This is a genomic window from Streptomyces krungchingensis, from assembly GCF_054729265.1.
The window spans coordinates 8658274-8681685 of record NZ_JBPUKY010000001.1 but is presented as its reverse complement, the minus strand read 5'-3'; the positions used below and the strand labels follow the sequence as shown (position 1 = coordinate 8681685).

Sequence of the window (23412 nt, the reverse complement as noted above, 5' to 3'; positions counted from 1 at the left end):
AGGGCTTCGTTCGGATCAACCCGGGTCCGCGACGTCCCGTGCCGCGAATCGGCGGAGGGATCTAGTCGTCCTTCTGCCTGGCGCGGCTCGGCTGCACCCGCTTGGGCTCGCCCGGCATCTTCGGATACTCCGGCGGGTACGGCAGGTCACCCAGACCGTGGTCGTGCTCGTCTCGGCCGGCGAGTTCCAGCAGGGCCTCCAGGGAGAAGGCGTGGTCGTCCATGTCGGCGTGCACATCGCCCAGTTCGGCGAAGCGGGCCGGCATGGTCGCCAGGTCGAAGTCGCGCGGCTGGGCGTCGTCCACCTCGTCCCAGCGCAGGGGTGCGGAGACGGGGGCGTGCGGTCGGGGGCGGACCGAGTAGGCGGAGGCGATGGTCCGGTCCCTCGCTGTCTGGTTGTAGTCCACGAAGATCTTCTCACCTCGTTCCTCCTTCCACCAGGCGGTGGTGACCCGGTCCGGCATACGGCGTTCGAGTTCGCGCCCGGCGGCGATGGCGGCCCGGCGCACCTGGGTGAACGTCCAGCGCGGCTGGATGGGGACGAAGACGTGCAGTCCGCGTCCGCCGGAGGTCTTGGGCCAGCCCGTCAGGTCGCCGTACTCATGGAGGACGGCGCGCAGTTCGTGGGCGGCGCGCACGGCGTCGGCGTAGTCCGTGCCGGGCTGCGGGTCGAGGTCGATGCGCAGTTCGTCGGGGCGGTCGACGTCGTCGCGGCGGACCGGCCACGGATGGAAGGTGAGCGTGCCGAACTGCGCGGCCCACAGGACGGCGGCGGGCTCGGTGGGGCACATCTCGTCGGCGCTGCGTCCGCTGGGGAAGGTGATGTGGGCGGTCGGAATCCAGTCGGGCATGTTCTTTGGCGCCCGTTTCTGGAAGAAGGACTCGCCGGTCACGCCGTCCGGGTAGCGCTCCAGGGTGGTGGGGCGGTTGCGGAGGGCCCGCAGGATGCCGTCGCCCACGGCGAGGTAGTACTGCGCGAGGTCCAGCTTCGTGAACCCGCGCTCCGGGAAGAAGACCTTGTCCGGGCTGGACAGACGTACGGTCCTCCCGGCTGCCTCGAGTTCCACCGCATCGCCCATGCGAGCCACGGTAGGCGCAGGGCGCACGGCTCGCACACCGGGCGAAGGGCCGCGGTACCGCGCAGAATCGGAGCATGGATCTGCCGGTGATGCCGCCCGTGAAGCCGATGCTCGCCAAGTCCGTGGCGAAGATCCCGCCCGGCATGCACTACGAGGCGAAGTGGGACGGGTTCCGGGCGATCGTGTTCCGCGACGGTGCGGAGGTCGAACTCGGCAGCCGCACCGGCAAGACACTGACCAGGTACTTTCCGGAGCTGGTGGCAGCGTTGCGGGAGCGGTTGCCGGAGCGCTGTGTGATGGACGGCGAGATCGTGATCGCCCGGGAGGGGAGGCTCGACTTCGACGCGCTCACGGAACGCATCCACCCGGCCGACTCACGCGTGCGCATGCTGGCGGAGAAGACGCCCGCGTCCTTCGTGGCCTTCGATCTGCTGGCCCTGGCCGACGAGTCGCTGCTCGACGTCCCGCTGAGCGACCGTCGGGCCCTGCTCGTGAGGGCGCTGTCCGGGGTGACGGCCCCGGTGCACGTGGCCCCGGCGACCACCGACAGCGAGGTCGCACAGCGTTGGTTCGAGCAGTACGAGGGTGCGGGGCTCGACGGTGTGATCGCCAAGCCGCTCACGCTGCCGTACCGGATGGACGAACGCGCCATGTTCAAGATCAAGCACGAGCGGACGGCGGACGTCGTGGTCGCCGGTTACCGCTTCCACAAGAGCGGCTCGGTGGTCGGGTCGCTACTGCTCGGCCTGTACGACGACGCGGGCACTCTCCAGCACGTGGGGGTGAGCGCGGCGTTCTCGATGAAGCGACGCGCGGAGCTGGTCGAGGAGTTGGAGCCGCTGCGGATGACGGACGCCGGGGAGCATCCGTGGGCGGCGTGGACGGACGAGGCGGCGCACGAGACGGCCCGGCTGCCGGGCGCGCCGAGCCGGTGGTCGGGGAAGAAGGACCTGTCCTGGGTGCCGGTGCGACCGGAGCGGGTGGCCGAGGTGGCGTACGACCACATGGAGAACGGCGTGCGCTTCCGGCACACGGCCCGCTTCCGCCGCTGGCGCCCCGACCGGACCGCCGAGAGCTGCACCTACGGCCAGTTGGAGGAGCCGGTGGGCTACGACCTCGCGGAGATCTTCGGGCCGCAGGACTGACCTCGGACCGCGGGCCCGAGCCGCGGGATCCGGAATCTGCCCGCCCCGGCCCGAACTCCGGAGCTTCCTGGCGCCCACCGCAAGTCCCCGGCATCCGCGATCCGCCCGCCCACCGGGCCCGAGCTCCGGCATCCACCCGGCCGCCCGCCGCCAAGCCTCCGAACCCCGGAATCCGGAAACCACCCATCCGCCCACCGGCAAGCCCTCGGAATCCCTGACTCCGTCCGCTCCCCGACCCGCGGCACGCTTCACGCGCCCATCTCTCTCGCCTTTTCACCGACTTCGCTGAGCCGATCAGCTGATTTAACGCGCACAATCAGAATCGATCGGGTATGGCCATCGATGAACGTATGAACGCACAATCGATGACACAAGACTGGGTGGCACGGTGGGCATGCGACAGACGGCGCCGCTGCGGCGCGGCGCGATGACGGCGGCACTGCTGGCGGCGGCGGTGACCGGCTCCTTGCTGACGGGCTGCAGCGGGGGTGGCCACGCGCGCAGCGGGGGTGCCCTCGACGACGGGCGCGCCCCGACGCCGAGCCCGAGCCCCAGCCCGACCGCGAGCCCGAGCCCCGAGGTTCCGAAGAGCGCCGGTCCGGTGCTCGCCGTGAAGATCGACAACGTGCGTGCGGCCCGGCCGGCCACCGGCCTCGACGCGGCCGACGTGGTGTACGCGGAGCAGGTCGAGGGCGGTCTGAGCCGGCTCATGGCGGTCTTCGCGACCACACTGCCGAAGGCCGTCGGACCGGTTCGCAGCGCACGCGAATCGGATCTGGAGCTGCTGGGCCAGTTCGACCGGCCGACGCTCGCCTTCTCCGGGGCGCAGCACAAGCTGCTGCCGCTGATCGACAAGGCGCCGTTGCACGCGCAGTCCGCGGACACCACCCCCGGCGCGTACTACCGGGCGGCGGACAGACCGGTGCCACACAACCTGTACCTGCGCCCGGAGCGGCTGATGGAATCGGCACCGGGCGGCGACGCGCTCACCACGGGCTTCCACTTCGGCGCGCCGCCCGAGGGCGGCACCAAGGAGAACTCGCGCACCGTGCGCTACCCCGCGGCCCGGTTCACCTTCACCTGGTCCGACAGCAGGAAGCGCTGGCTGGTGGACATGGACGGGACGCCGACCGTGACCGCCCAGGGCAGGACGGTCGCGCCCGCGACCGTGGTCGTGCAGTACGTGAAGGTGCGCAAGTCCCAGTTCCACGACTTCCTCGGGAACAACACCCCGTACACGGAGACGGTGGGCTCGGGCACGGCGAAGGTGCTGCGCGACGGCCGGTCCTACGACGTGAACTGGTCGCGCCCCGACGCGGAGGGCGGCACGGAGTTCACCACGAAGGACGGCACGCCGATGAACTTCGCCCGGGGTCAGGTCTGGGTGGTGTTCGCCAAGGCGTGAGCGGCCGGGCGCCGCAGGACCCCGGCGACGGTGTCAGCCCTGTGCGGCGAGGGGCTCCGAGGGGTTGCGGAGCCCCTCCGCGGCGTCCGAGACCCGCTGGATGAGGTCGAAGAACACGCTCTGCTCCTCGGCGGAGAGCGGGGCCAGGAAGACCTGGTTCATGCGCGCGGTGCGGACGGTCAGCTTGCGGTGGGTGCGCATCCCCTCGTCCGTGAGACGCAGCAGGAAGCGGCGGCCGTCCTGCGGATCGCGCACCTTGTCGAGCAGCCCGCGCCGGCCGAGCCGGCTGATGACCTCGGCGATGGTGGACCGGTCGAGCCCCACCCTCTCCCCCACCGTGCGCTGGTCCAGGCCGGGCTCCGCGACGAGCGCGTTCAGCACGGCGAACTGCGGCGAGGTGATCTCCTCGGAGACCATCGTGTTCCACAGCAGGTAGTGCGCCTGCTGCAGACGCCGGGCCAGGTGCCCGGGGTGGGTGGAGAGATCCACCGCGGCCATGTCCGCTCCTCAGCTCCGCGTACGCGCGGCCGACCGCGCCATACCAGGGTCGATATTCGTTGGTGCACTGAACAATACCCGGAGACCCCCACACCTGTCTCGCTCAGCGGCAGCACCCTCACCTGCACGTATCAGCGGGGTCTTGACGGACCCCGGTCCGGGTGGCAGCGTGTTCGAAACCTCAAGGAAATAATCAGTGCCCTGACTAACTGGGGCACTGGACGCCCGGGAGAGATGAGGCTTCACGCATGGACAAGGTGGTCGCCACGGCCGTGGAGGCGGTGGCCGATGTGCCGGACGGCGCGACGCTCGCGGTCGGTGGCTTCGGCCTGAGCGGTGTGCCGAACGTGCTGATCGAGGCGCTGTACGAGCACGGCGTGGGCGGCCTCGGCGTGGTCTCCAACAACTGCGGTGCGATGGACTCCGGCCTCGCGGTCCTGCTCGCCGCGGGACGGATCGCGCGGGTGACCGGCTCCTACATCGGCGCGAACAAGGAGTTCGCCCGCCAGTACCTGGGCGGTGAACTGGAGGTCGAGATGATCCCGCAGGGCACGCTCGCCGAGCGGCTGCGCGCGGGCGGCGCCGGGATCCCCGCCTTCTACACCCCCGCCGGGGTCGGCACGCAGGTCGCCGAGGGCGGACTGCCCTGGCGCTACGACGGCCAGGGTGGCGTGTCACTGGCGTCGCCACCCAAGGAGGTCCGGGAGTTCGACGGGACCGAGTACGTGCTGGAGCACGCCATCCGTACTGACTTCGCCCTGGTCCGGGCGGCGCGGGGCGACCGGCACGGCAACCTCGTCTTCAACAAGGCGTCCCGCAACTTCAACCCGCTGGCCGCCATGGCCGGCCGGGTCACCGTCGCGGAGGTCGAGGAGCTGGTCGAGCCCGGCGCCATCGACCCCGACGCGGTGCACCTGCCCGGCATCTTCGTCCAGCGTGTCCTGGCGCTGACCCCCGAACAGGCCGCGGACAAGAAGATCGAGCAGCGGACGGTCACGGCGCCCGCGACGGACGGAACGGTGAACCGCTGATGGCCTGGACACGTGAGGAGATGGCGGCCCGCGCCGCCCGCGAGCTGCGCGACGGCCAGTACGTCAACCTCGGCATCGGACTGCCGACCCTGATCCCCAACCACCTGCCGGCCGGCGTGGAAGTGATCCTGGAGTCGGAGAACGGCATCCTGGGCACCGGGCCCTACCCCACCGAGGACCAGGTCGACCCCGACCTGATCAACGCGGGCAAGGAGACGGTCACCGTCCTGCCCGGCGCCTCCTGCTTCGACTCCGCGCTGTCGTTCTCCATGATCCGCGGCGGGCACATCGACGTGGCGGTCCTCGGCGCCATGCAGGTCTCCGCGCACGGTGACCTCGCCAACTGGGCCGTCCCCGGCAAGATGATCACCGGGATCGGCGGTGCGATGGACCTCGTCCACGGTGCCCGCACCGTCGTCGTCGTGATGACGCACACCGCCAAGGACGGCTCCCCGAAGGTCCTCCGCGCGTGCACGCTGCCGCTGACCGGCAAGGCCTGCGTCGACCGGATCGTCACCGACCTCGGTGTCCTGGACGTCACCGCCGACGGACTCGTCCTCGTGGAGACCGCGCCCGGCGTCACCGTGCCGGAGATCCTCGCCAGGACCGACGCCGAAGTGCGCGTCGCGGGCGAACTCACCGCGCACCACGGCGAGGAGGTCACGTCGTGAGGGACGTCTACATCGTCGACGCGGTACGCACCCCGATCGGGCGCTGCAACGGCTCGCCGGCGCCGGTGCGCCCCGACGACCTCGCCGGCACCGTCGCCCACCAGCTCGCCCGCAAGGGCGGCGGAACGGGCGTCGCCACCCTCTGCATCGGCGTGGGCCAGGGCCTCGCCCTCGTCCTGGAACGATAGGAAGTCGACCATGGCACTCACTCAGTCGGACATCGACGTCGAGATCAAGGATCTCCAGGACGCCTACGACAAGGCGGTCGCCGGCGGTGCCCCGATACACCACCATCCGGTGCGCGAATACGCCCCGTACCGCAGTTCCGTACTGCGTCACCCCAAGCAGCCCCTGGTCGCGGTGAACGGCGGCGACCCCGAGACGGTGGAACTGTCCGGCCCGGTCTTCGGCGTCACCGACATCACCGAGATCGACAACGACCTGACGCGCCGCCACCGCGGCGAGCCGATCGGCGAGCGCATGACCGTGTCGGGCCGGCTGCTCGACCGCGACGGACGTCCGGTGCGCGGCCAGCTCGTCGAGATCTGGCAGGCCAACGCGGCCGGCCGCTACGCGCATCTGCGCGAACAGCACCCGGCGCCGCTGGACCCGAACTTCACCGGCGTGGGCCGGACCCTGACGGACGACCAGGGCCGCTACAGCTTCACGACCATCAAGCCGGGCCCGTACCCGTGGGGCAACCACACGAACGCGTGGCGGCCCGCGCACATCCATTTCTCGGTCTTCGGCACGGCGTTCACCCAGCGGCTCGTGACCCAGATGTACTTCCCGAGCGACCCGCTGTTCCCCTACGACCCGATTCTTCGGTCCGTGACCGACAGGGCGGCCCGCGACCGTCTGGTCGCCCGCTACGACCACGCTCTCTCCGAGCCCGAGTTCTCGCTCGGCTACGCATGGGACATCGTCCTCGACGGTCCCTCCGCCACCTGGATCGAGGAAGGCCGTTGAGCATGACCGAGCGGTTGCTCCCCACCCCGTCCCACACCATCGGCCCCTTCTATGGCCACGCCCTGCCCTTCCCCGGCGGCGGGGAGGTGGCGCCCCCGGGCCACCCGGACACGATCACCCTGCACGGATACGTGTTCGACGGCGCGGGCGAGCCGATTCCCGACGCCCTCCTGGACTTCTGGCAGGCCGCCCCCGACGGTTCCCTCGACGGTGCCGCGGGCTCGATGCGCCGCGACCCGTCGACCGGCGGCTTCCTGGGCCGCAACGGCACCGATTTCACGGGCTTCGGGCGCGTCGCCACGGACGCCGACGGGCACTACGCGCTGCGCACGCTGCCGCCGGGGAACAGCGGGCTGCCGTACATCAGCGTGTGCGTGTTCGCGCGTGGTCTGGTGCACCACCTGTTCACCCGGGCCTACCTCGCCGACGGCGCCGACCCGCTGCTCGACTCGCTGCCGCGGGAGCGGCGCGCCACGCTGCTCGCCGCCGAGGGCACGCACCGCACGTACCGTTTCGACATCCGCCTGCAGGGTGAGGGCGAGACGGTCTTCCTGGAGTTCCGGTGACCGGCTCACCCGCCGGGCGGGAGGCACCCCTCGGTGACCCCGGGGCGCTGCTCGCCCCGGGCCGGGCGGACTCCCCCACGTCGTCCGCGACGTCGGACCGGGCCGTGCTCCAGGCGCTGCTGGACGCGGAGGCCGCGCTGACGCGGGCCTGGGCGGACTCCGGGGCGGTTCCCGCCGCCGCCGCGGCGGCGGTGTCCGCGGTCCGCGCCGACGACCTCGACGCCCGGGCCGTCGCCCGGGCGGCCCGGGACGGCGGCAACCCGGTGATCCCGCTGGTCGCGCGGCTGACGGCGGCGGTCGGCGAGGAGCACGGACCGTACGTCCACCGTGGCGCGACCAGTCAGGACATCCTGGACACGGCGCTGATGCTGGTCGCCCGGCGCACCCGGGACCTGACCGTGGCGGACCTGGAGCGCGCCGCGACTGCGCTGGGCCGGCTCGCCGCGACTCACCGGGACACGGTGCTGCCCGGGCGGACGCTGACCCAGCACGCCGTGCCGACGACCTTCGGCCTGAAGGCGGCGGGGTGGCGGTCCCTGCTGCTGGACGCGCGGGACCGCCTCGCCGGCGTCCGGCTGCCCGCCCAACTGGGCGGAGCCGCCGGCACCCTGGCCGCCCTCACCGCCTTCGGCGCCGAGGACCCGCAAATCCTGACGGCCGCGTACGCACGCGAACTCGGTCTCGCCGAACCGGCGTTGCCCTGGCACACCCTGCGGACACCGGTCGCCGACCTCGCCGGGGCCCTGGCGTTCACGGCGGGCGCCCTCGGCAAGACGGCGGCGGACGTCCTCACCCTCTCCCGCACCGAGATCGCGGAGCTCGCCGAGGGCTCGGGCGGCGGTTCCTCCGCCATGCCGCACAAGGCCAACCCCGTGACGGCCACACTGATCGCCGCGGCGGCCCGGCGCGCGCCGGGCCTCGCCGCCACGCTCTACGCGTCCATGGTCGCGGAGGACGAGCGGCCGGCCGGCGCCTGGCACGCCGAATGGGAGCCGCTGCGTGATCTGCTGCGGCTCGCGGGCGGCGCCGCGGAGCAGGCCGTCGACCTGGCGGAGGGGCTCCGGGTGAACGCGGACGCCATGCGTGAACACCTCGGCCTCACCCACGGGTTGATCGTCTCCGAGCGGCTGGCCGTCGAGCTCGCCCCGGTGCTCGGCCGGGCGCGCGCCAAGGAACTGCTGACAGCGGCCGCGCGGCGCGCCGTCACCGAGGGACGGCCCCTCGTGGAGGTGCTCGGCGAGGAGCCCGATCTCAAGGTCCTCGACCTGGCCGACCTCACCGACCCCACTCGTTACACGGGCTCCGCCGGGGCCCTGACCGACCGTGCTCTGGAGCGACGTTGACCGACCCACTCCTCAATCACCGCGCCGAGGGCCCCGGCACAGCTCCCGCGCTGCTCCTCGGACCGTCGCTCGGCACGTCGTACGCCCTGTGGGACGCCGTCGCGCCCGAACTGTCCGTCGACCACCGCGTGGTCCGCTGGGACCTTCCCGGACACGGCGGTTCACCCGCCGGACTCGTCCACCCCGGCCAGACGGTCGGTGAACTGGCCGCGCTGGTGCTGGCGCTGGCGGATGCCCTGGGCATCGAACGGTTCGCGTACGCCGGGGTGTCGCTCGGCGGTGCGGTGGGCCTGCATCTGGCGGTGCACCATCCCGAGCGGCTCTCCTCGCTGGCGGTGATCTGTTCCTCGGCGCACTTCAACGGCGCCAAGCCGTGGCAGGAACGTGCCGAACTGGTGCGCAGGGAAGGTCTCGCGCCGGTGGCCGCGACCGCCGACGCCCGGTGGTTCACGTCCGGCTTCACCGTGCCCCGGCTGGTCGCCGACCACCGTGCCGCCGACCCGGAGGCGTACGCCGCCTGTTGTGACGCCCTGGCCGCCTTCGACATCCGGGACCGGCTGGAGTCCATCGCCGTGCCGACGCTGCTGATCGCCGGGCGCGAGGACCCCGCGACGCCGCCGGCGCATCTGCGGGAGATCGCGGACGCGGTGCCGGGTGCCGCGCTCGTGGAGATCCCGGGAGCCTCCCACCTGGCACCCGCGCAGTGCCCGGAGGCGGTCCTGACGGCCCTGCGCGCCCACTTCTCGGGTGGCGCCCGGCGCGGCATGGAGGTGCGTCGCGAGGTGCTCGGCGACGAGCACGTGGACCGCGCGCAGGCCCGGCAGACCCCCTTCACCGCCCGCTTCCAGGACTTCATCTCCCGGTACGCGTGGGGCGAGATCTGGACCGATCCCACGCTGGCGCGCCGTGAGCGCAGCATGATCACGCTGACCGCGCTGGTGGCCCACGGCCACTACGACGAGCTCGCGATGCACGTCCGCGCGGCGCTGCGAGGCGGACTCACGCCCGAGGAGATCGGCGCCGTGCTGCTCCAGACGGCCGTGTACTGCGGTGTTCCGGCCGCCAACTCGGCGTTCGCGGTGGCGCAGCGGGTGCTGGCCGAGGAGGAGACGGCGGAGGGGACCGCCGGGTCGGGGTGACACCGGCAGACGTAGTGACAGCGGCACCACGTACGCCCGGCCGCGGCTGCCTAGGCTGAAGGCAACCACCTGCGCGCATCTGCGAACGGAGTCGTCGTGCCCACTGTCCTGATCACCGGCGCCACCTCCGGCCTCGGCCGTCACGTCGCCTTCGAGCTGGTCCGCTCCGGGCATGTCGTCCTCGCGCACGGACGTGACCCGGAGCGGACGCGGGCGCTCGTCGCGGAGCTGCGCGCGGAGGGCGAGGCGCACGGGTTCGTCGCCGATCTCGCCTCGACGGCGCAGGTCCGGCGGCTGGCCGAGGAGGTCGCCGCCGCACATCCCCGTCTCGACGTGCTGGTCAACAACGCGGGTGTGGGCGCCGGTGCGCGGGGCTCCGGACGCGAGGTGAGCCTCGACGGCCACGAGCTGCGGCTCGCCGTCAACCATCTGGCACCGGTCGTCCTGACCCGTGCCCTGCTGCCCACGCTGCGCGCGAACGCCCCCTCGCGCGTCGTCAACGTCGGCTCGGCGGGACAGGAGCCGCTGGACTTCGCCGACCCGGAGTTCACCCGGGGCTACGACGGTGTGTCGGCGTACTGCCGCAGCAAGTTCGCCCTGGCCGCGCACACGTTCACGCTGGCCGGGGAACTGGCGGGCAGTGGCGTCTCGGTGAACGTCCTGCATCCGGCCACCTACATGGACACGGCGATGGTCCGGGAGGCCGGTGTCACTCCCTGGTCGACGGTGGCGGACGGCGCGGCGGGCGTGCTCGCCCTCGCGACGCGGGAGCTGGGCTCGGGCGGGTACTTCGACGGGACGAAGCCGTCCCGGGCGCACGCGGCGGCGTACGACCCGGAGGTCCGCGCGCGGCTGGAGGAGACGACGGAGCGACTGCTCGGCGCCTGACCGGGCGGGGGTGCCGTCCGGCCGGGCGCCGAGGCCGTCCGACGGGCTACAGGGTCCTCAGGGCGTGCTCCGCCTGGGTCACGAGTCCGTCGGCGCCGCACGAACGGGCCAGTGTCAGGCCCTTGTTGAGCTCCGTGACGGAGCGGGACAGGATGCCGTACTCGACGCGGGCCGCCGCGTGTTCGTACTGGCACGGGGAGGCCTCCAGATAGGTGACCGCCTGGGCGGCCAGCCGCACCGCCCGCTGGCCGGTCTCCAGGGCGGCGGCACAGCGTAGCGCCTCGCCGATGGCCGTGTCGGTGCCGAACCGCTCGGCCTGCCGCCGGGCGTCCGCCGACAACGCGGCGGCGCGTACCGGGTCCTCGGTGGCGAGGGCCCGGGCGAGGTCGAGTGCCCAGGGAGCGAGCACGGTGTTGTGGTGACCACGCGCCCCGGCGGCCTTCTCCGCCGCCTCCAGTTCGTTGACGCCTTCCTTCGTACGGCCGGCGGCGATCAGCAGACGGCCGCGTACCGAGCGGGTGTCGGGCAGCACGATCGTGGACGGGTAGGGCGGGGCGAAACCGTAGCGTTCGGCGATCTCGGCGGCCTCCTGGACATGGCCGCGGGCGAGCAGCGTGTCGATGAGCCCGCAGGTCGCCGACCAGTACAGGGGAAGACCGCGGCCGACGCGCTCGGCGAGGCGGAGCGATTCGCGCTGGTAGTGCTCCGCGTCGGTCAGGCGGCCCCGCCTGCGGTGCGCGAGTCCGAGGTAGGCGTTGGCCAAGGACTGGTGGCCGCCGCTCCAGCCGGACTTCACATAGGCGCGCAGGGCCTCGCTGAAGAGGCTCTCGGCACGGTCGAGCCGGTCGGCGTACGCGTAGGCGCTGCCCAGCATCAGGAGGAGTTCGACGCCCCACTCGGTGTCGGTCCAGCCGAGGCCCGGTGCGAGGCGGCCGTTGACGAGGGCGCGGTCGCACAGCTCCACGACCTCCTCGGCGTTCTCGCCGCGGGTCATCGCGTCGAAGCCGCGCAGTATCAGCAGTGCCCGTTCGGAGTTGTCGCGTCCGGTGCAGGTCTGGACGAGTTCGGCGAGTCCGCGGGAGTGTCCGGAGCGTTCCTCACCCGCGTGGATGCCTTCCCACATGTAGTGGACGGCCTGGAGCCGCATCCGGGCGGGACCCGGAGGGAGCCGGTCGGCCTCCGCGTCGACCGTGCGGACCGCCTCCTCCAGCTGGTCGTTGTGGAGCAGCGCCTGGGAGAGCCGGAACACGGCGTCGACCCGCATGCCGTCGTCGAGACCGGGCCGTTCGAGGGCGGCGCGCAGATGGCCGATCGTCCTGGCGGGGGCGGTCAGCAGGGTGGCGCAGCCCAGTTCGTAGAGGACGCGGGCGTGCACCTCGGGGAGCGGGGGCTCCTTCAGGGCCCGCTCCAGGCAGCGCCTGGCCGCGTCGGGCGCGCCGACGGCGAGGTGTTCGCGGGCCGCCTCACGCATCTGCTCGACGAGTTCGGGGTCGTCGTCGGGGTGCACTTCGAGGAGGTGGCGGGAGGCCGCGGCGGCGCCGCGCCCGGACTCGGTGACCGCCCAGGCGGCCTGGCCGTGCATCGCGGTGCGCAGGGCGTCCGGGATGGAGCGGTAGACGGCGGTCGCGATGAGCGGGTGCACGAACTCCAGCTCGCCGTCGCCCACTTGGCCGTTGGCGGGGTCGACCCTGGTCAGGATGCGGGCGGCGCCGAGCAGTTCGGTGCAGCGATGGGCCTCGTCGGTCTGCATGCCGGCGAGCTGGGCGGCGAGGTCGAGGGAGATGCCGGTGCCCAGTATGGCCGCCGCCCAGGCGAACCGGGTGGCGTCGATACCGAGTCCTTCGAGGCGGGCGACGAGCCCGCGGCCACGGGCCGAGCGGTTCAGGTCGCGCAGTTCGGCGGCGGAGCCCTCGGCGGGCTCCAGGTCGCTGTCCTGCACCTTGGCGAGCAGTTCGACGGTCTCGTAGGGGTTTCCGCCGGTGACCGCCCACACCTCACGGCAGAACGGCGCGTCGGCGTGTTCCCCGAGGGTGGCGCGGGTCAGTCCGGCGGCAGCGGCCGGGGTCAGCGCGTTCAGTGTGGCGATCGGGAGGGCCGTCGCGGCGACGGCGTCGAGCAGCCGGGCGCTCTCGCCGCTCACCCCGCCGGGCCGGCGGGCGACCACGACGAGGACGGAGAGGTCGTCGAGGCGTTCGGCGAACGCGGCGAGCCAGCGCAGGGTCTCCTGGTCGGCCCAGTGCGCGTCGTCGATGAGCAGCACGAGCGGCCAGTCGCGCCTGGCGAGCCGTCGTACCGCGGCGACGAGCCCGTCGCACACGCCCTGCGGGTCGGGCTGCCGGTCGCCCGGTTCCGTTATGCCGAGGGCGGGGCCGGCGATGTCGTACCAGTCGCCGAGATACTCGCGCGCCTCCTCCGGCAGCAGCGAGACGAGGGCGGGCTGGAGCAACTGCCGTACGACGTTGAACGGGACGGACGTGACGGTCTCGCCGCCGCGTGCCGACCACACCGTGCAGCCGCTGCTCTCCGCGATCCGGCGGGCCTCGGCGAGGAGGGCGGTCTTGCCGAGGCCCGCCTCGCCGCTGAACACCAGCAGGCTCCCCGAGGACGCCGAATCGGCGCGCAGCGCACCGATCGCCTCTTCGAGGGTGGCGACTTCCTCGTCGCGCTCCCACAGGGAAGCCGAGGCGACCGCTCCGGGTCGTGCCTCCGTCATCCCGCTACCTCCCCAGGTCGCCCAAACGACGTGCTGGAAACGAGCGTAGCCGCCTGGAAGCCCCGGTGGAGGCGGCTCCGCGGAGCTGTTCCCGAGACGGGTGACGGTGGGGTTCCGGAGGCGACGCCACGGGTCGTCCACCAGCACGTGTGAAAGTTATTGACAGCCGGCGGGCCCGGAAATGAAGCTAACTTTCCAACATCAGTCTCCGCCTCCGGCCGGGACCGCCCGGCCCCGGCACGCCCCCGGGAGGAACCGGCATGAGCGCCCCCGCGCACGACCCGGACCTGCGCGCCGCGCAGCCCGAGCACTCCCGCAGAGCGCTGCTCGCGGGTTCCGTGGGCAACTTCATCGAGTGGTACGAGTTCGGGGTCTACGGCTACTTCGCGACGGTCATCGCGGCCCGCTTCTTCACCCCCGAGGGCGGCAGCGAGGTCGAGGGCCTGGTCAAGACGTACGCGTCGTTCGCGCTGGCGTTCTTCTTCCGTCCGGTGGGAGCGGCGCTGTTCGGGCGGCTCGGGGACCGGATCGGGCGGCGGCCGGTGCTGATCCTGGTGATCACGCTGATGACGGCGGCGACGACGCTGATCGGCGCGCTCCCCACGTACGCCACTGTCGGCGTCCTCGCCCCCTGGCTGCTCACCTTCCTGCGGGTGCTCCAAGGGCTGTCCGCGGGCGGCGAGTTCGGCGGCGCGGTCTCGGTGATGACGGAGTTCGCTCCGCCGGGCCGGCGCGGACTGTACGGGTCGTGGCAGTCGTTCACGGTCGCGCTGGGCCTGCTGGGCGGCGCGGGCGTGGCCGCGCTGCTGGCCACCGTCCTGGACGCGCGGGAGCTGGAGGCATGGGGCTGGCGGCTGCCGTTCCTGCTGACGCTTCCGCTGGGCCTCGGCGCGCTGTGGCTGCGGCTCGGGCTGGACGAGACTCCCTCCTTCCGGCGCGAGGCGGCGGACGAGGGAGCGCGGGAACGGCCGCCGCGCGGCGAGGTGGCCCGGGCGATCACGCTCGGCGCCGCGCGCGTCATGGGCTGGGCAGCGGCCGGCTACACCTTCCTCGTCGTCCTCCCCTCCTATCTGCAGAGCAGCCTGAACGCGAGTTTCCGGCAGGCGCTGCTCGCCACGGTCCTTGCCAACCTCGGTTTCGCGGCCACGATCGTCCCGGCGGGTCTGCTCAGCGACCGCGTGGGGCGCCGCCCGGTGATGCTCACGGGCGCCGTCCTGGTCACCGTGCTCGCGGTCCCGCTGCTCAACCTCCTTCAGGACCCGGGGGCGTCGAACGCGGTGAAGGGGGCCGCCGTACTCGTGGCGGGCGCCGTCGTCGGGCTGATGGCGGGGCCGGGGCCCGCGATGCTCTCCGAGATGTTCCCGACGAGCGTCCGCTACACGGGCCTGGGACTCGCCTACGCCTTGTCCAATGCGGTGTTCTCGGGCTGTGCGGGGCTCATCATCACGGAGACGATCAAGCGGACGGGGAGCGTGGACATCCCCGGGTACTACGCGGCGGCGACCTGCGCCGTCAGCGTCCTCGCGCTCGCCACCCTCGGCGGGCGCCCGCGTACGCTCGTCAAGGGCCAGGAGATCCAGAGGAGTTGATCAGGTGCGGGTGATCGGCCTGATGTCCGGCACGTCGTACGACGCGATCGACGCGGCGGCGGCCGAGCTGACGCTCGACGGGGACGGTCTCGTCCTGCGCCCGCTCGGGCTCGTCGGCGAGAAGTACGACGCGGCCCTGCGCGAGACCCTCGCGGCGGCGCTGCCCCCGGCCGCGACCAGTCTGGCCGAGGTGTGCCGGCTGGACACCCTGATCGGGCGGTCCTTCGCGGCGGCGGCCGTGCGCGCCGACCGTGAACTGTGCGACGGATCGGCCGAGTTGGTCGCCTCACACGGCCAGACGGTCTACCACTGGACCGAGGACGGGCAGGTCCTCGGCAGCCTCCAGCTCGGTCAGCCCGCGTGGATCGCCGAGGCGACCGGGCTGCCCGTCGTGGCCGACTTCCGCCCCCGCGACATCGCCGCGGGCGGTCAGGGCGCGCCGCTGGTGAGCCTGATCGACCTGCTGTGGCTGCGCGGCAGGCCGGGCACGCCGGTCGCCCTGAACCTCGGCGGCATCGCCAACCTCACCGCCCCCGACGGCACCGCCTTCGACACGGGCCCGGCGTGCGCGCTCGTCGACGCGGCCGCCCGGGGACTGAGCGGAGGGCGCCTGGCCTACGACGTGGACGGAGAGCTGGCCGCCCGCGGCAGCGTCCACGAACCCCTGCTGCGCCGCCTGCTCGACGAGCCGTACTACGCGCTGCCCGCGCCCAAGACGACCGGCAAGGAGCTGTTCCACCTCGGCTATCTGCGGGACGCCCTGGCGGGTTTCGGCACGCTCACCGCCGAGGACGTCATCGCGACCCTCACCCGGCTCACCGCCCGCACGGTCGCGGACGCGGTGCGCGGGGTCGGGGCCACCGAGGTGATCGCCTCCGGCGGCGGGACCCGCAATCCCACCCTCATGGCGATGCTGGACGCGGAACTGCCGGGTGTGCCGCTGCGCACCTCCGACGAGCTGGGGCTGCCGTCGGACGCCAAGGAGGCGTACGCCTTCGCCGTGCTGGGCTTCCTGACGCTGCACGGGCTGGCGGGCACGGTACCGGCGAGCACCGGGGCCCGGCACCCCAGCGTGCTCGGGTCGATCACCCCGGGCCGCGGCGGGCTGCGGCTGCCGCCGCCCGCCGACCGGGCGCCGGTCCGGCTCGTGCTGAAGTGATTCCCGGGGCACCCTCTCATCCGCCTTTCACCCGGGGCTCATACGGTGGGCACCATGACGCAGGCGACTCCTCCCGGCTGGTATCCCGACCCGGGGCAGACAAGTGACGCTCCCGCCACCGAGCGCTGGTGGGACGGTATGGCATGGACGGACCAGACCCGCCCGGTCGGATCGGCCGCCCCCTGGGGTCCTCCGGCGTACCCCGCGGCCGGACCGTACCCGGCCCCGCCGCAGTCCCGGCCGCGGCGCGGGCTGCGCACGGCCATAGCCGTCGCCGCCGCGATCGCGGTGCTGGCGGGCATCGGCGGCGGCGTGTACGCCCTCACCAAGGACGACGGCGGCAACTCGAACTCCCAGGGCTCCGCCGGGCCGAACGGCCCGGGCGGCAGCGGCGGACCGGGGGACGGCCAGGGCGGACCCGACGACGGCCGGGGCGGACCCGAGGGCCGGTCACCGGCCCCCGACCCGTCCGGACAGCCGCAGACCGAGGACGGCTACGCGACCGACGGGCTCAGCGGCATCAGTCTCCCGGTGCCGGACGGCTGGACGGGCCGGAGCATGCAGGCCGGGGCCTCGGTCTCCACGAAGGACACCTACAAGTGCCCCGGCGACACCTCGCAGAACTGCCAGCGGGGCGGCGCCTACTCGGCTCCCGCCCTGGCGCAGGGCCTGAAGGCGACCACCGCGGAGGCGGCGGCCAAGGAGGACATCTCCAAGAACGCCAAGGAGTCGTACGGCGAGGGGTACGGCACGATCACCTCGCACACCGAACTCGCCTCCAAGGCGGTCACGGTGGCGGGTCAGAAGGGCTACCTGGTCCGCTGGAAGGTCGTGACGAGCAAGGGCGACGACGGCTACGTCGAGTCGCTCGTGTTCCCGTCCCCGGTGGTGCCCAAGAGCCTCGTCGTGGTGCGCTTCGGCATCGACGTCAGCTCCAAGGCGCCCGAGCTGTCGGTGATCGACACGATCACCAAGGGCATCAAGGCCGCGCCGGGAGCCGGCGGCAACGGCCAGAACGTGTGACCCTCACCGCTCCGGGGACCCCGCCGGGTCCCGGGAGCGGTGCGGGCTTCGATCGGCCGGGTGGAGCGCCCCTCCGCTCAAGGGGAGCCCCACCCGGCCGGGGGGTGCGCGCCGCCCCCGTCCCCACGGTGCGGCGCGGTACAGGCCGACGTCCGGTCATCCCGCGGACGGCGACCTGAGTCTCAGGTCAGGCCGAGTGCGGGTAGCACGACGGCCTCGACGAATTCTGTGAGATACGCCTCGTCGGCGTACTGGCCCTCCAGGAGAGGGCGCACCCGCAGCACGCCGAGCAGCTGCGCGGGGATGAACTCCAGTGCCGGATGGTCGGCCGCGATCTCGCCGCGGTCCACCCCGCGCTGGATCATCTCCCTCAGCTCGGCGACCTCGGGTTCGACCAGCGCGTCGCGCAGCGCCTGCTGGAGCTCCCTGTCCTGCGTCACGGCGTGGCCGAGGCCCTGGAGGAGCTGGGTGCTGTCACGCCCCGACCACTCGCCCGCGGCGCGCGCCGCCGCGCGCAGGTCCCCGGCGAGCGTTCCGGTGTCGATGCCGGAGAAGCGCGGACAGCGGTTGGCGCGCAGCGCCGCCGCCACGAGCTGGGGCTTGGTCCGCCACTGCCGGTAGAGCGTGGACTTGCTGCACCGGGTGCTCGAGGCCACGCCCTCCATCGTGAGCGATTCGTACCCGCAGGCCCGGATGTGGTCGAGCACGGCGTCGTAGAACTCCTGCTCACGCTCGGGCGTGATCTTGGAGCGGCGCGAGGCGACGACCGAGTCCGGTCCGTCCGCGGCCTGCGACGTCATGGCTCTTCTCCTCGTTGGATCCGGGCTGGCCCGAAACGGGTCCGGACGGAATCCGGCTCGTCTCGGTGGTCGGCTTCACACAGTCTAATCGATACGCCACTGTACCGGTACGGCCTCGTATCGGTACAGTGGCGTATCGGTACACGCCCGTATCGGTACACCAACGTATCGGTACACTCTCGTATCGATGAGCCTTGGACAGGACCCACTTGTCTGTCGAGTGGATCCTGTCCTGGGCTCACCGCGCACCACCCAGTAAGACCGTCAGCAAGGGGGCCGGGGGATGAATTCCCGAACCGAGCCTGGAGAGTCCGCCGCGGAACCGGAGCCGCCCGACGCGGCCATACGCCGGGCGGTGCCCACGGGCACCGCCACCAGGGCGTACGCGCGCGTCGCGGCCGCGCTGCCGCGCCCCCGCGAGGGCGGCCCGCGGGTGCACGCGGGCACCGCGCGGGCCGGGGCGCGCCGTCCCGCGCAGCCCGACGACGCCTCGGCCCGACCGCCGCTGCTGCGTGAGCTGCTGCTCGTCGTGGGCCTGTTCGTCGTCTACAAGGTCGGGCGCCAGCTCGCCACCGGCCACACCGCCGAGGCCTTCCGCAACGCCGGCCACGTATGGGACCTGGAACGGGCCCTCCACCTCCCCGGCGAGGGCGGCGTCCAGGGCGCGCTGCTGCACAGCGACACCCTGGTGCACCTCGCGAACACCTACTACGCGACCGTCCACTTCCCGGCGACCGCGGCCTTCCTGATCTGGCTGTACCTGCGGCGCCCCGTCCACTACGTGTGGGCCCGCCGGATCCTCGCCGCGATGACCGCCGCAGCGCTCGTGGGACACCTCGCCTTCCCGCTCGCCCCGCCGCGCCTGCTCGACGCCGCGGGCCTCGTGGACACCGGCCAGGTGTACGGCCCCACGGTGTACGGCGCGCACCCGGCGACCGACGCGATGGCGAACCAGTTCGCGGCCATGCCGTCGCTGCACTTCGGCTGGGCACTGATGGTGGCGATCGGGCTGATCGCGGCCACCCGCTCCCGGTGGCGCCTGCTCTGGCTGCTGCACCCGCTGCTCACCCTGCTGGTGATCGTCGGCACGGCGAACCACTACTGGCTCGACTCGATCGTCGCGACCGCGCTGCTCGGCGGCGCCCTCGCGGTGATCCACCGTCCGCACCGGACGGCGACGACCGCGGGACGCGCCCAGGAGCGCGCCGGTGAACCGGTCGCGGACCTTCCGGAGCTCGTGGGGGCGGGGCGATGAACGCGACCGTCACCGCCGTCGTCCTGTCCCTGTTCTCGGCCGTCGCCTACGCCGCGGCCGCCGTCGCCCAGGAGCGGCTCGCCGCCCGGTCCGCCGGTTCGAGCACACTGCGCCTGCTGGCCGGCGGCGCCTGGTGGTGGTCGGTCGTGCTCAACGCCTCCGCCGCGCTGCTGCACGTCGCCGCGCTCAAGTACGGCACGCTCACCCTGGTGCAGCCGCTCGGCGCGCTCACGCTCGTGGCGGCGGTCCCGCTCGGCGCGCGCATGGCGGGGCGCCGGGTCAGCACGGTCGAATGGCGGGGCACGGCGCTGACCCTGATCGGTCTGGCGGCACTGCTCGTCACGGCGTCAGGCCCCGCGCCCGACGACGTGCTGAGCGTGCCCGAGGCGCTGGCCGTCGCCGGTACGACGGCCGTGCTGATCGGCGGGCTGTCCCGTCCCGGCACCCGGCCGGGCCTGCGGCACGCGACCGCCTCCGGATTCGCCTCGGGCGTCGCGTCGGCCCTCACCCAGACGGTGACGGTGGCGGCGACGGACCGCTCGGACTCCCTGCTCAGCGCCCAAGTGATCGTGGTGGCGCTGCTCGTGGCGGCCTTCGCGGCAGGCGGACTGCTGCTGTCGCAGACCGCGTACCAGGGCGGTCTCGGCGCTCCGCTGGCCGTGGTGACGCTCGCGAATCCGGTGGCGGCGGTGGTGATCGGACTGTCCCTGCTCGGCGAGCGGCTCCAGGGCGGCGCCGCCGGGTTGCTGCTGGCGCTCGCCGGAGCCGGGATCGCGGCGTGGGGCGTGGTGACGCTGTCGCGCTCGGCACCCGAGCCCGCGGCCCCGGCGCCGGCCCACGACGCGGTGGACGACGAGCACCCGGTCGCGGCAGTGCTGGCACTGGAGTCCGGACCGGCCGCGTACGAGCCCTCGTTGGTCCCGAAGCAGCCCGACCCGGGACATCTGACCACGCTCTAGCCCCCGGGCGCCGGAAACGGCGGAAGGGCGGTTGCGGGACCCCGCAACCGCCCTTGCGCGTATCGGACTCAGCCCAGACCGCGGGAGTCCTGCTTGAGCGCCGTGTCCACGGTCAGCGCCGTCGCCACGACGAGGCTCAGCAGCGGCTCCGGGAGCTGGAAGTGGATCTGCAGGACGTAGTTGTCCGCAGTGGTGAACATCGTCTTGGCGAGGCCTTCCCAGGTCTTGGTGATCCGGGCCACCTCGTTGTCCGCGTGGTCGACGATCGCGAAGTTCCAGGCACGCCAGTTCTCCGCCTTGATCGCGCCGACCTGCTGGCCGTTGACGTTCATCGCGAAGTTGATCTTGCCGATCATGTTCTGCTGCACGATCTCGCCGACGGGCGAGCCGTCCGGACGGGACACGATCACCCGCGACTTGAGGAACTTCGCGGGACGGGTCAGCAGCAGCTGCGGCTGACCGTGGGCGTCACGGATCTCCAGCCGGTGGGTCATGAACTGGTCGAGGCTGGAGACGAAGCGCAGGACCTTCTTCAGCGCGCTCTGCCCGACCTCGGTGACCGAGCCGAGCTGGTTGCCGTGCTGATCCATGACCTTGTACTCGTTGGTCAGCTCGATCAGCTTGGCCTTCTGGTTCACCACCAGGACCGGCTCGGTGAACAGGCTGCCACCACCGGCGGCGTTGGGCGCCACACCGGCCTGCTGCTGCACCTGCTGCTGCACACGCGGGTCGGGTGCGGCCGCGGGCTGCTGGCCGTAACCCTGCTGCGGCTGGGCCTGGTGCGGCACCTGCGGCGCGGCCTGGGCCTGCTGGTCCGCATTCGTGTGGTCCGTCCACTGCGAGCCGTCCCAGTAACGCAACGTCTGGGGCGCCCCGTGCGGATCCGGGTACCAACCTGCAGGAGTGTTCGAATGCGTGGTCACCGGGGCACACTACCCTGAGATGGCCGGAATTCAACCGGCGCCGGGGTGACCATCAGACGGTCAGGATCGCCGGGTCGCTGACGCCGGGTCGGCCATTCTCGACATGTCCGGCGAATCGCCGCAGGAAGCCCGCGTCGGCGTCCGACACCACCGTCAGGTCGTACCAGCGCTTGCTCGACCGCAGGTCCACCGTGTGCTTCACGGTCACGCCGGGCCGCACCTTGAACGACCGCGGACGTGCGCCGTAGCCGTCGGTGAGCTTCAGAGTCACCGTGCCGGAGCCCTTGTTGCTGAAGGTCAGCTCCACCTCGTCGCCCACGTGGCGGGCGGTGACCTCCGGGCCCGCCGTCCGGCCGGGACCCTTGAAGGTGCGCAGGAAGCCGTTGGGGCCGTGCACCGTGAGGTCGTACGAACCGTTCGAGTAGGCCGAGTTCCAGGTGTCCGAGACCGTCCGGCCCGCCTCGGTGGTGTACGTCCAGGGGCCGTCGGTGCGGTTCCCGGAGGTCACGAGGAAGGCGGCACCGGCCTTGGCGCCCGAGCCGAAGGTGAGCGTGAAGGTGCCGGCCGCCGTGTCCGCCGCGCCGTCCACCAGGGGCGCGTACTTGAGCGGGCGGGCCGGGCGCGAGCCGCGTTCCTGCTTGGGCAGCGCCGGGTTCGCGGGCGGCGTGGGCACGTAGTCGGGGTGACGGTCGTGGTCCGGCGGGCGGTAGCCCTCGGTGTCCGGCAGGGCCACCGGCTTGGTGTCCCTGCGCGAGAAGTCGAAGGCGGAGGTGAGGTCACCGCTGATCGCGCGCCGCCAGGGCGAGATGTTCGGCTCGTGCACCCCGAAGCGGCGCTCCATGAAGCGGATGACCGAGGTGTGGTCGAGCGTCTCGGAGCAGACGTAACCACCCTTGCTCCAGGGCGAGACGACCAGCATGGGCACCCGCTGGCCGAGACCGTACGGTCCGGCCGCGTGGCCCGCGTCGCCCTTGAAGAGGTCGGGACCGACGTCGACGGTCGACTTGCCCTGCGCGGCCGACTGCGGCGGGTACGGCGGCACGAGGTGGTCGAAGAAGCCGTCGTTCTCGTCGTACGTGATGAACAGGGCCGTCTTCGCCCACACCTCGGGCGCGGAGGTGAGCGCGTCCAGGACCTGGGCGATGTACCAGGCGCCGTAGTTGGCGGGCCAGTTCGGGTGCTCGGTGAAGGCCTCGGGCGCGACGATCCAGGAGATCTGCGGCAGCTTGCCGCCCTTCACGTCGGCCTTCAGCTGGTCGAAGAAGCCCTCGCCCTTGCGGGCGTCGGTTCCGGTGCGGGCCTTGTCGTAGAGGGGGTCACCGGGCTTGGCGTTGCGGTACTGGTTGAAGTACAGCAGCGAGTTGTCGCCGTAGTTGCCGCGGTACGCGTCGGAGATCCAGCCCCAGGAGCCGTTCGCGTCGAGGCCGTCGCCGACGTCCTGGTAGATCTTCCAGGACACCCCCGCCGCTTCGAGGCGCTCCGGGTAGGTGGTCCAGTCGTAGCCGGCCTCGTCGTTGCCGAGGACGGGCCCGCCGCCCTTGCCGTCGTTGCCGGTGTATCCCGTCCACAGGTAGTAGCGGTTGGGGTCGGTGGAACCTATGAAGGAGCAGTGGTACGCGTCGCAGACGGTGAAGGAGTCGGCGAGCGCGTAGTGGAACGGGATGTCCTCGCGGGTCAGGTAGGCCATCGTGGTCGCCGACTTGGCCGGCACCCACTTGTCGTACTTGCCCTTGTTGAAGGCGGTGTGTCCGTCGCTCCAGCCGTGCGGCAGGTCCTGGATGAAGGCGAGCCCCAGGTCGTCGGCCTCCGGCCGGAAGGGGAGCACGTCCTTGGTGCCGTCCGACTGGTGCCAGACCGACTTGCCGCCCGACGTCGTCGCGGGCCGCGGGTCACCGAAGCCGCGGACGCCTCTCAGCGAGCCGAAGTAGTGGTCGAAGGAGCGGTTCTCCTGCATCAGGACGACGATGTGCTCGACGTCCTCGATCGTGCCGGAGCGGTGATGGGCGGGCAGCGCCGCGGCACGCTGGATGCTGTCGGACATCGCGGTGAACGCCGCGGTACCACCGGCGAGTTGGAGGAATCGGCGCCGATTCACTTGGCTCATGAGTGGGTGACCTCTTGTCCTGACGGGCCCGGTCGGCCGAACGGTGAGTGATGGTGCGCGGTTGGAGTGTTCCAAGAGCACCAAACGTCAGGGAAGGGCCCCGTGGCTCCCATGTGAAAGTCGGCGGTACGTGAGGCGAACGGTTTCGGACAGG

Annotated in this window: 21 protein-coding genes; 15 read left to right on the top strand and 6 right to left on the bottom strand. The window is 72.4% G+C overall.

Annotated features, from left to right (window positions below; all coding sequences use genetic code 11):
- Positions 1-61: 61 nt before the first annotated feature.
- Positions 62-1078, bottom strand: coding sequence for a non-homologous end-joining DNA ligase (gene ligD, locus ACSYGO_RS37650; RefSeq protein WP_426678495.1), 1017 nt, complete (start codon positions 1076-1078; stop codon positions 62-64).
- A 74-nt stretch (positions 1079-1152) separates the two neighbouring features.
- On the opposite strand from ligD, the gene ACSYGO_RS37645 reads away from it, so the two are divergent.
- Both ACSYGO_RS37645 and ACSYGO_RS37640 read left to right on the top strand, forming a co-directional pair.
- Complete coding sequence (locus tag ACSYGO_RS37645) at positions 1153-2223, top strand: ATP-dependent DNA ligase (RefSeq protein ID WP_460389389.1); 1071 nt, start codon at positions 1153-1155, stop codon at positions 2221-2223.
- A gap of 394 nt (positions 2224-2617) precedes the next feature.
- Entirely contained in the window at positions 2618-3628 is a 1011-nt protein-coding gene (locus ACSYGO_RS37640) for a DUF3048 domain-containing protein (protein ID WP_460389388.1), read from the top strand.
- Between the two features lie 33 nt (positions 3629-3661).
- Here ACSYGO_RS37640 and ACSYGO_RS37635 read toward each other — a convergent pair whose 3' ends face one another.
- A complete protein-coding gene (locus tag ACSYGO_RS37635) occupies positions 3662-4126 on the bottom strand; it encodes a MarR family winged helix-turn-helix transcriptional regulator (RefSeq protein WP_460389386.1) in 465 nt (154 codons plus the stop codon).
- 248 nt (positions 4127-4374) lie between these two features.
- On the opposite strand from ACSYGO_RS37635, the gene ACSYGO_RS37630 reads away from it, so the two are divergent.
- The 8 genes from ACSYGO_RS37630 (at position 4375) to ACSYGO_RS37595 (ending at position 10733) form a co-directional block, all read left to right on the top strand.
- Positions 4375-5157, top strand: a complete 783-nt coding sequence (locus ACSYGO_RS37630) for a CoA transferase subunit A (protein WP_460389384.1) — start codon at positions 4375-4377, stop codon at positions 5155-5157.
- Positions 5157-5828: a CoA transferase subunit B gene (locus ACSYGO_RS37625; RefSeq protein WP_460389382.1), complete on the top strand. Its 672-nt coding sequence runs from the start codon at positions 5157-5159 to the stop codon at positions 5826-5828. The genes ACSYGO_RS37630 and ACSYGO_RS37625 overlap by 1 nt, the downstream gene beginning before the upstream one ends.
- The gene (locus ACSYGO_RS37620) at positions 5825-6016 is read left to right on the top strand and encodes a hypothetical protein (protein ID WP_432176785.1); all 192 of its coding nucleotides are present in this window, start codon (positions 5825-5827) and stop codon (positions 6014-6016) included. The genes ACSYGO_RS37625 and ACSYGO_RS37620 overlap by 4 nt, the downstream gene beginning before the upstream one ends.
- Before the next feature lie 10 nt (positions 6017-6026).
- The gene (pcaH, locus tag ACSYGO_RS37615; RefSeq protein ID WP_426678500.1) at positions 6027-6797 is read left to right on the top strand and encodes a protocatechuate 3,4-dioxygenase subunit beta; all 771 of its coding nucleotides are present in this window, start codon (positions 6027-6029) and stop codon (positions 6795-6797) included.
- Between the two features lie 2 nt (positions 6798-6799).
- A complete protein-coding gene (gene pcaG / locus ACSYGO_RS37610; RefSeq protein WP_460389381.1) occupies positions 6800-7363 on the top strand; it encodes a protocatechuate 3,4-dioxygenase subunit alpha in 564 nt (187 codons plus the stop codon).
- The gene (pcaB, locus tag ACSYGO_RS37605) at positions 7360-8706 is read left to right on the top strand and encodes a 3-carboxy-cis,cis-muconate cycloisomerase (RefSeq protein WP_460389379.1); all 1347 of its coding nucleotides are present in this window, start codon (positions 7360-7362) and stop codon (positions 8704-8706) included. The genes pcaG and pcaB overlap by 4 nt, the downstream gene beginning before the upstream one ends.
- Entirely contained in the window at positions 8703-9845 is a 1143-nt protein-coding gene (gene pcaDC / locus ACSYGO_RS37600) for a bifunctional 3-oxoadipate enol-lactonase/4-carboxymuconolactone decarboxylase PcaDC (protein WP_460389377.1), read from the top strand. Before pcaB ends, pcaDC begins: the two co-directional genes overlap by 4 nt.
- Positions 9846-9941: 96 nt before the next feature.
- Entirely contained in the window at positions 9942-10733 is a 792-nt protein-coding gene (locus tag ACSYGO_RS37595) for an SDR family NAD(P)-dependent oxidoreductase (protein WP_426678504.1), read from the top strand.
- Between the two features lie 46 nt (positions 10734-10779).
- On the opposite strand, the gene ACSYGO_RS37590 is transcribed toward ACSYGO_RS37595, so the two are convergent.
- Positions 10780-13446 (bottom strand): ATP-binding protein, encoded by a 2667-nt coding sequence (locus tag ACSYGO_RS37590; protein ID WP_435223244.1) that lies wholly within the window; start codon positions 13444-13446, stop codon positions 10780-10782.
- A gap of 260 nt (positions 13447-13706) precedes the next feature.
- Between ACSYGO_RS37590 and ACSYGO_RS37585 the strand changes: the two genes are divergently transcribed.
- The 3 genes from ACSYGO_RS37585 to ACSYGO_RS37575 are packed head-to-tail and all read left to right on the top strand — an operon-like array spanning position 13707 to position 17217.
- A complete protein-coding gene (locus tag ACSYGO_RS37585; RefSeq protein ID WP_460389376.1) occupies positions 13707-15035 on the top strand; it encodes an MFS transporter in 1329 nt (442 codons plus the stop codon).
- A 4-nt stretch (positions 15036-15039) separates the two neighbouring features.
- Complete coding sequence (locus tag ACSYGO_RS37580; protein WP_435223248.1) at positions 15040-16194, top strand: anhydro-N-acetylmuramic acid kinase; 1155 nt, start codon at positions 15040-15042, stop codon at positions 16192-16194.
- A 54-nt stretch (positions 16195-16248) separates the two neighbouring features.
- Entirely contained in the window at positions 16249-17217 is a 969-nt protein-coding gene (locus tag ACSYGO_RS37575; protein ID WP_460389373.1) for a DUF2510 domain-containing protein, read from the top strand.
- 182 nt (positions 17218-17399) lie between these two features.
- Here ACSYGO_RS37575 and ACSYGO_RS37570 read toward each other — a convergent pair whose 3' ends face one another.
- Complete coding sequence (locus ACSYGO_RS37570; protein ID WP_426678509.1) at positions 17400-18017, bottom strand: TetR/AcrR family transcriptional regulator; 618 nt, start codon at positions 18015-18017, stop codon at positions 17400-17402.
- A 283-nt stretch (positions 18018-18300) separates the two neighbouring features.
- Between ACSYGO_RS37570 and ACSYGO_RS37565 the strand changes: the two genes are divergently transcribed.
- Together ACSYGO_RS37565 and ACSYGO_RS37560 are read left to right on the top strand one after the other, a co-directional pair.
- On the top strand, positions 18301-19272 hold the full coding sequence (locus tag ACSYGO_RS37565; protein WP_460389370.1) for a phosphatase PAP2 family protein: 972 nt from the start codon (positions 18301-18303) through the stop codon (positions 19270-19272).
- Complete coding sequence (locus ACSYGO_RS37560; protein WP_426678511.1) at positions 19269-20231, top strand: DMT family protein; 963 nt, start codon at positions 19269-19271, stop codon at positions 20229-20231. The genes ACSYGO_RS37565 and ACSYGO_RS37560 overlap by 4 nt, the downstream gene beginning before the upstream one ends.
- Before the next feature lie 68 nt (positions 20232-20299).
- Here ACSYGO_RS37560 and ACSYGO_RS37555 read toward each other — a convergent pair whose 3' ends face one another.
- The gene (locus tag ACSYGO_RS37555) at positions 20300-21154 is read right to left on the bottom strand and encodes a phospholipid scramblase-related protein (protein WP_426678512.1); all 855 of its coding nucleotides are present in this window, start codon (positions 21152-21154) and stop codon (positions 20300-20302) included.
- 52 nt (positions 21155-21206) lie between these two features.
- Entirely contained in the window at positions 21207-23258 is a 2052-nt protein-coding gene (locus ACSYGO_RS37550) for a phosphocholine-specific phospholipase C (protein WP_460389368.1), read from the bottom strand.
- Positions 23259-23412: the final 154 nt, after the last annotated feature.

Excerpts from the sequence above, each read along its gene's own strand:
- ligD (WP_426678495.1), bottom strand. The coding sequence starts at position 1,078 with ATGGGCGATGCGGTGGAACTCGAGGCAGCCGGGAGGACCGTACGTCTG.
- ACSYGO_RS37645 (WP_460389389.1), top strand. The coding sequence starts at position 1,153 with ATGGATCTGCCGGTGATGCCGCCCGTGAAGCCGATGCTCGCCAAGTCC.
- ACSYGO_RS37640 (WP_460389388.1), top strand. The coding sequence starts at position 2,618 with ATGCGACAGACGGCGCCGCTGCGGCGCGGCGCGATGACGGCGGCACTG.
- ACSYGO_RS37635 (WP_460389386.1), bottom strand. The coding sequence starts at position 4,126 with ATGGCCGCGGTGGATCTCTCCACCCACCCCGGGCACCTGGCCCGGCGT.
- ACSYGO_RS37630 (WP_460389384.1), top strand. The coding sequence starts at position 4,375 with ATGGACAAGGTGGTCGCCACGGCCGTGGAGGCGGTGGCCGATGTGCCG.
- ACSYGO_RS37625 (WP_460389382.1), top strand. The coding sequence starts at position 5,157 with ATGGCCTGGACACGTGAGGAGATGGCGGCCCGCGCCGCCCGCGAGCTG.
- pcaH (WP_426678500.1), top strand. The coding sequence starts at position 6,027 with ATGGCACTCACTCAGTCGGACATCGACGTCGAGATCAAGGATCTCCAG.
- pcaG (WP_460389381.1), top strand. The coding sequence starts at position 6,800 with ATGACCGAGCGGTTGCTCCCCACCCCGTCCCACACCATCGGCCCCTTC.
- ACSYGO_RS37590 (WP_435223244.1), bottom strand. The coding sequence starts at position 13,446 with ATGACGGAGGCACGACCCGGAGCGGTCGCCTCGGCTTCCCTGTGGGAG.
- ACSYGO_RS37585 (WP_460389376.1), top strand. The coding sequence starts at position 13,707 with ATGAGCGCCCCCGCGCACGACCCGGACCTGCGCGCCGCGCAGCCCGAG.
- ACSYGO_RS37575 (WP_460389373.1), top strand. The coding sequence starts at position 16,249 with ATGACGCAGGCGACTCCTCCCGGCTGGTATCCCGACCCGGGGCAGACA.
- ACSYGO_RS37570 (WP_426678509.1), bottom strand. The coding sequence starts at position 18,017 with ATGACGTCGCAGGCCGCGGACGGACCGGACTCGGTCGTCGCCTCGCGC.
- ACSYGO_RS37565 (WP_460389370.1), top strand. The coding sequence starts at position 18,301 with ATGAATTCCCGAACCGAGCCTGGAGAGTCCGCCGCGGAACCGGAGCCG.
- ACSYGO_RS37560 (WP_426678511.1), top strand. The coding sequence starts at position 19,269 with ATGAACGCGACCGTCACCGCCGTCGTCCTGTCCCTGTTCTCGGCCGTC.
- ACSYGO_RS37550 (WP_460389368.1), bottom strand. The coding sequence starts at position 23,258 with ATGAGCCAAGTGAATCGGCGCCGATTCCTCCAACTCGCCGGTGGTACC.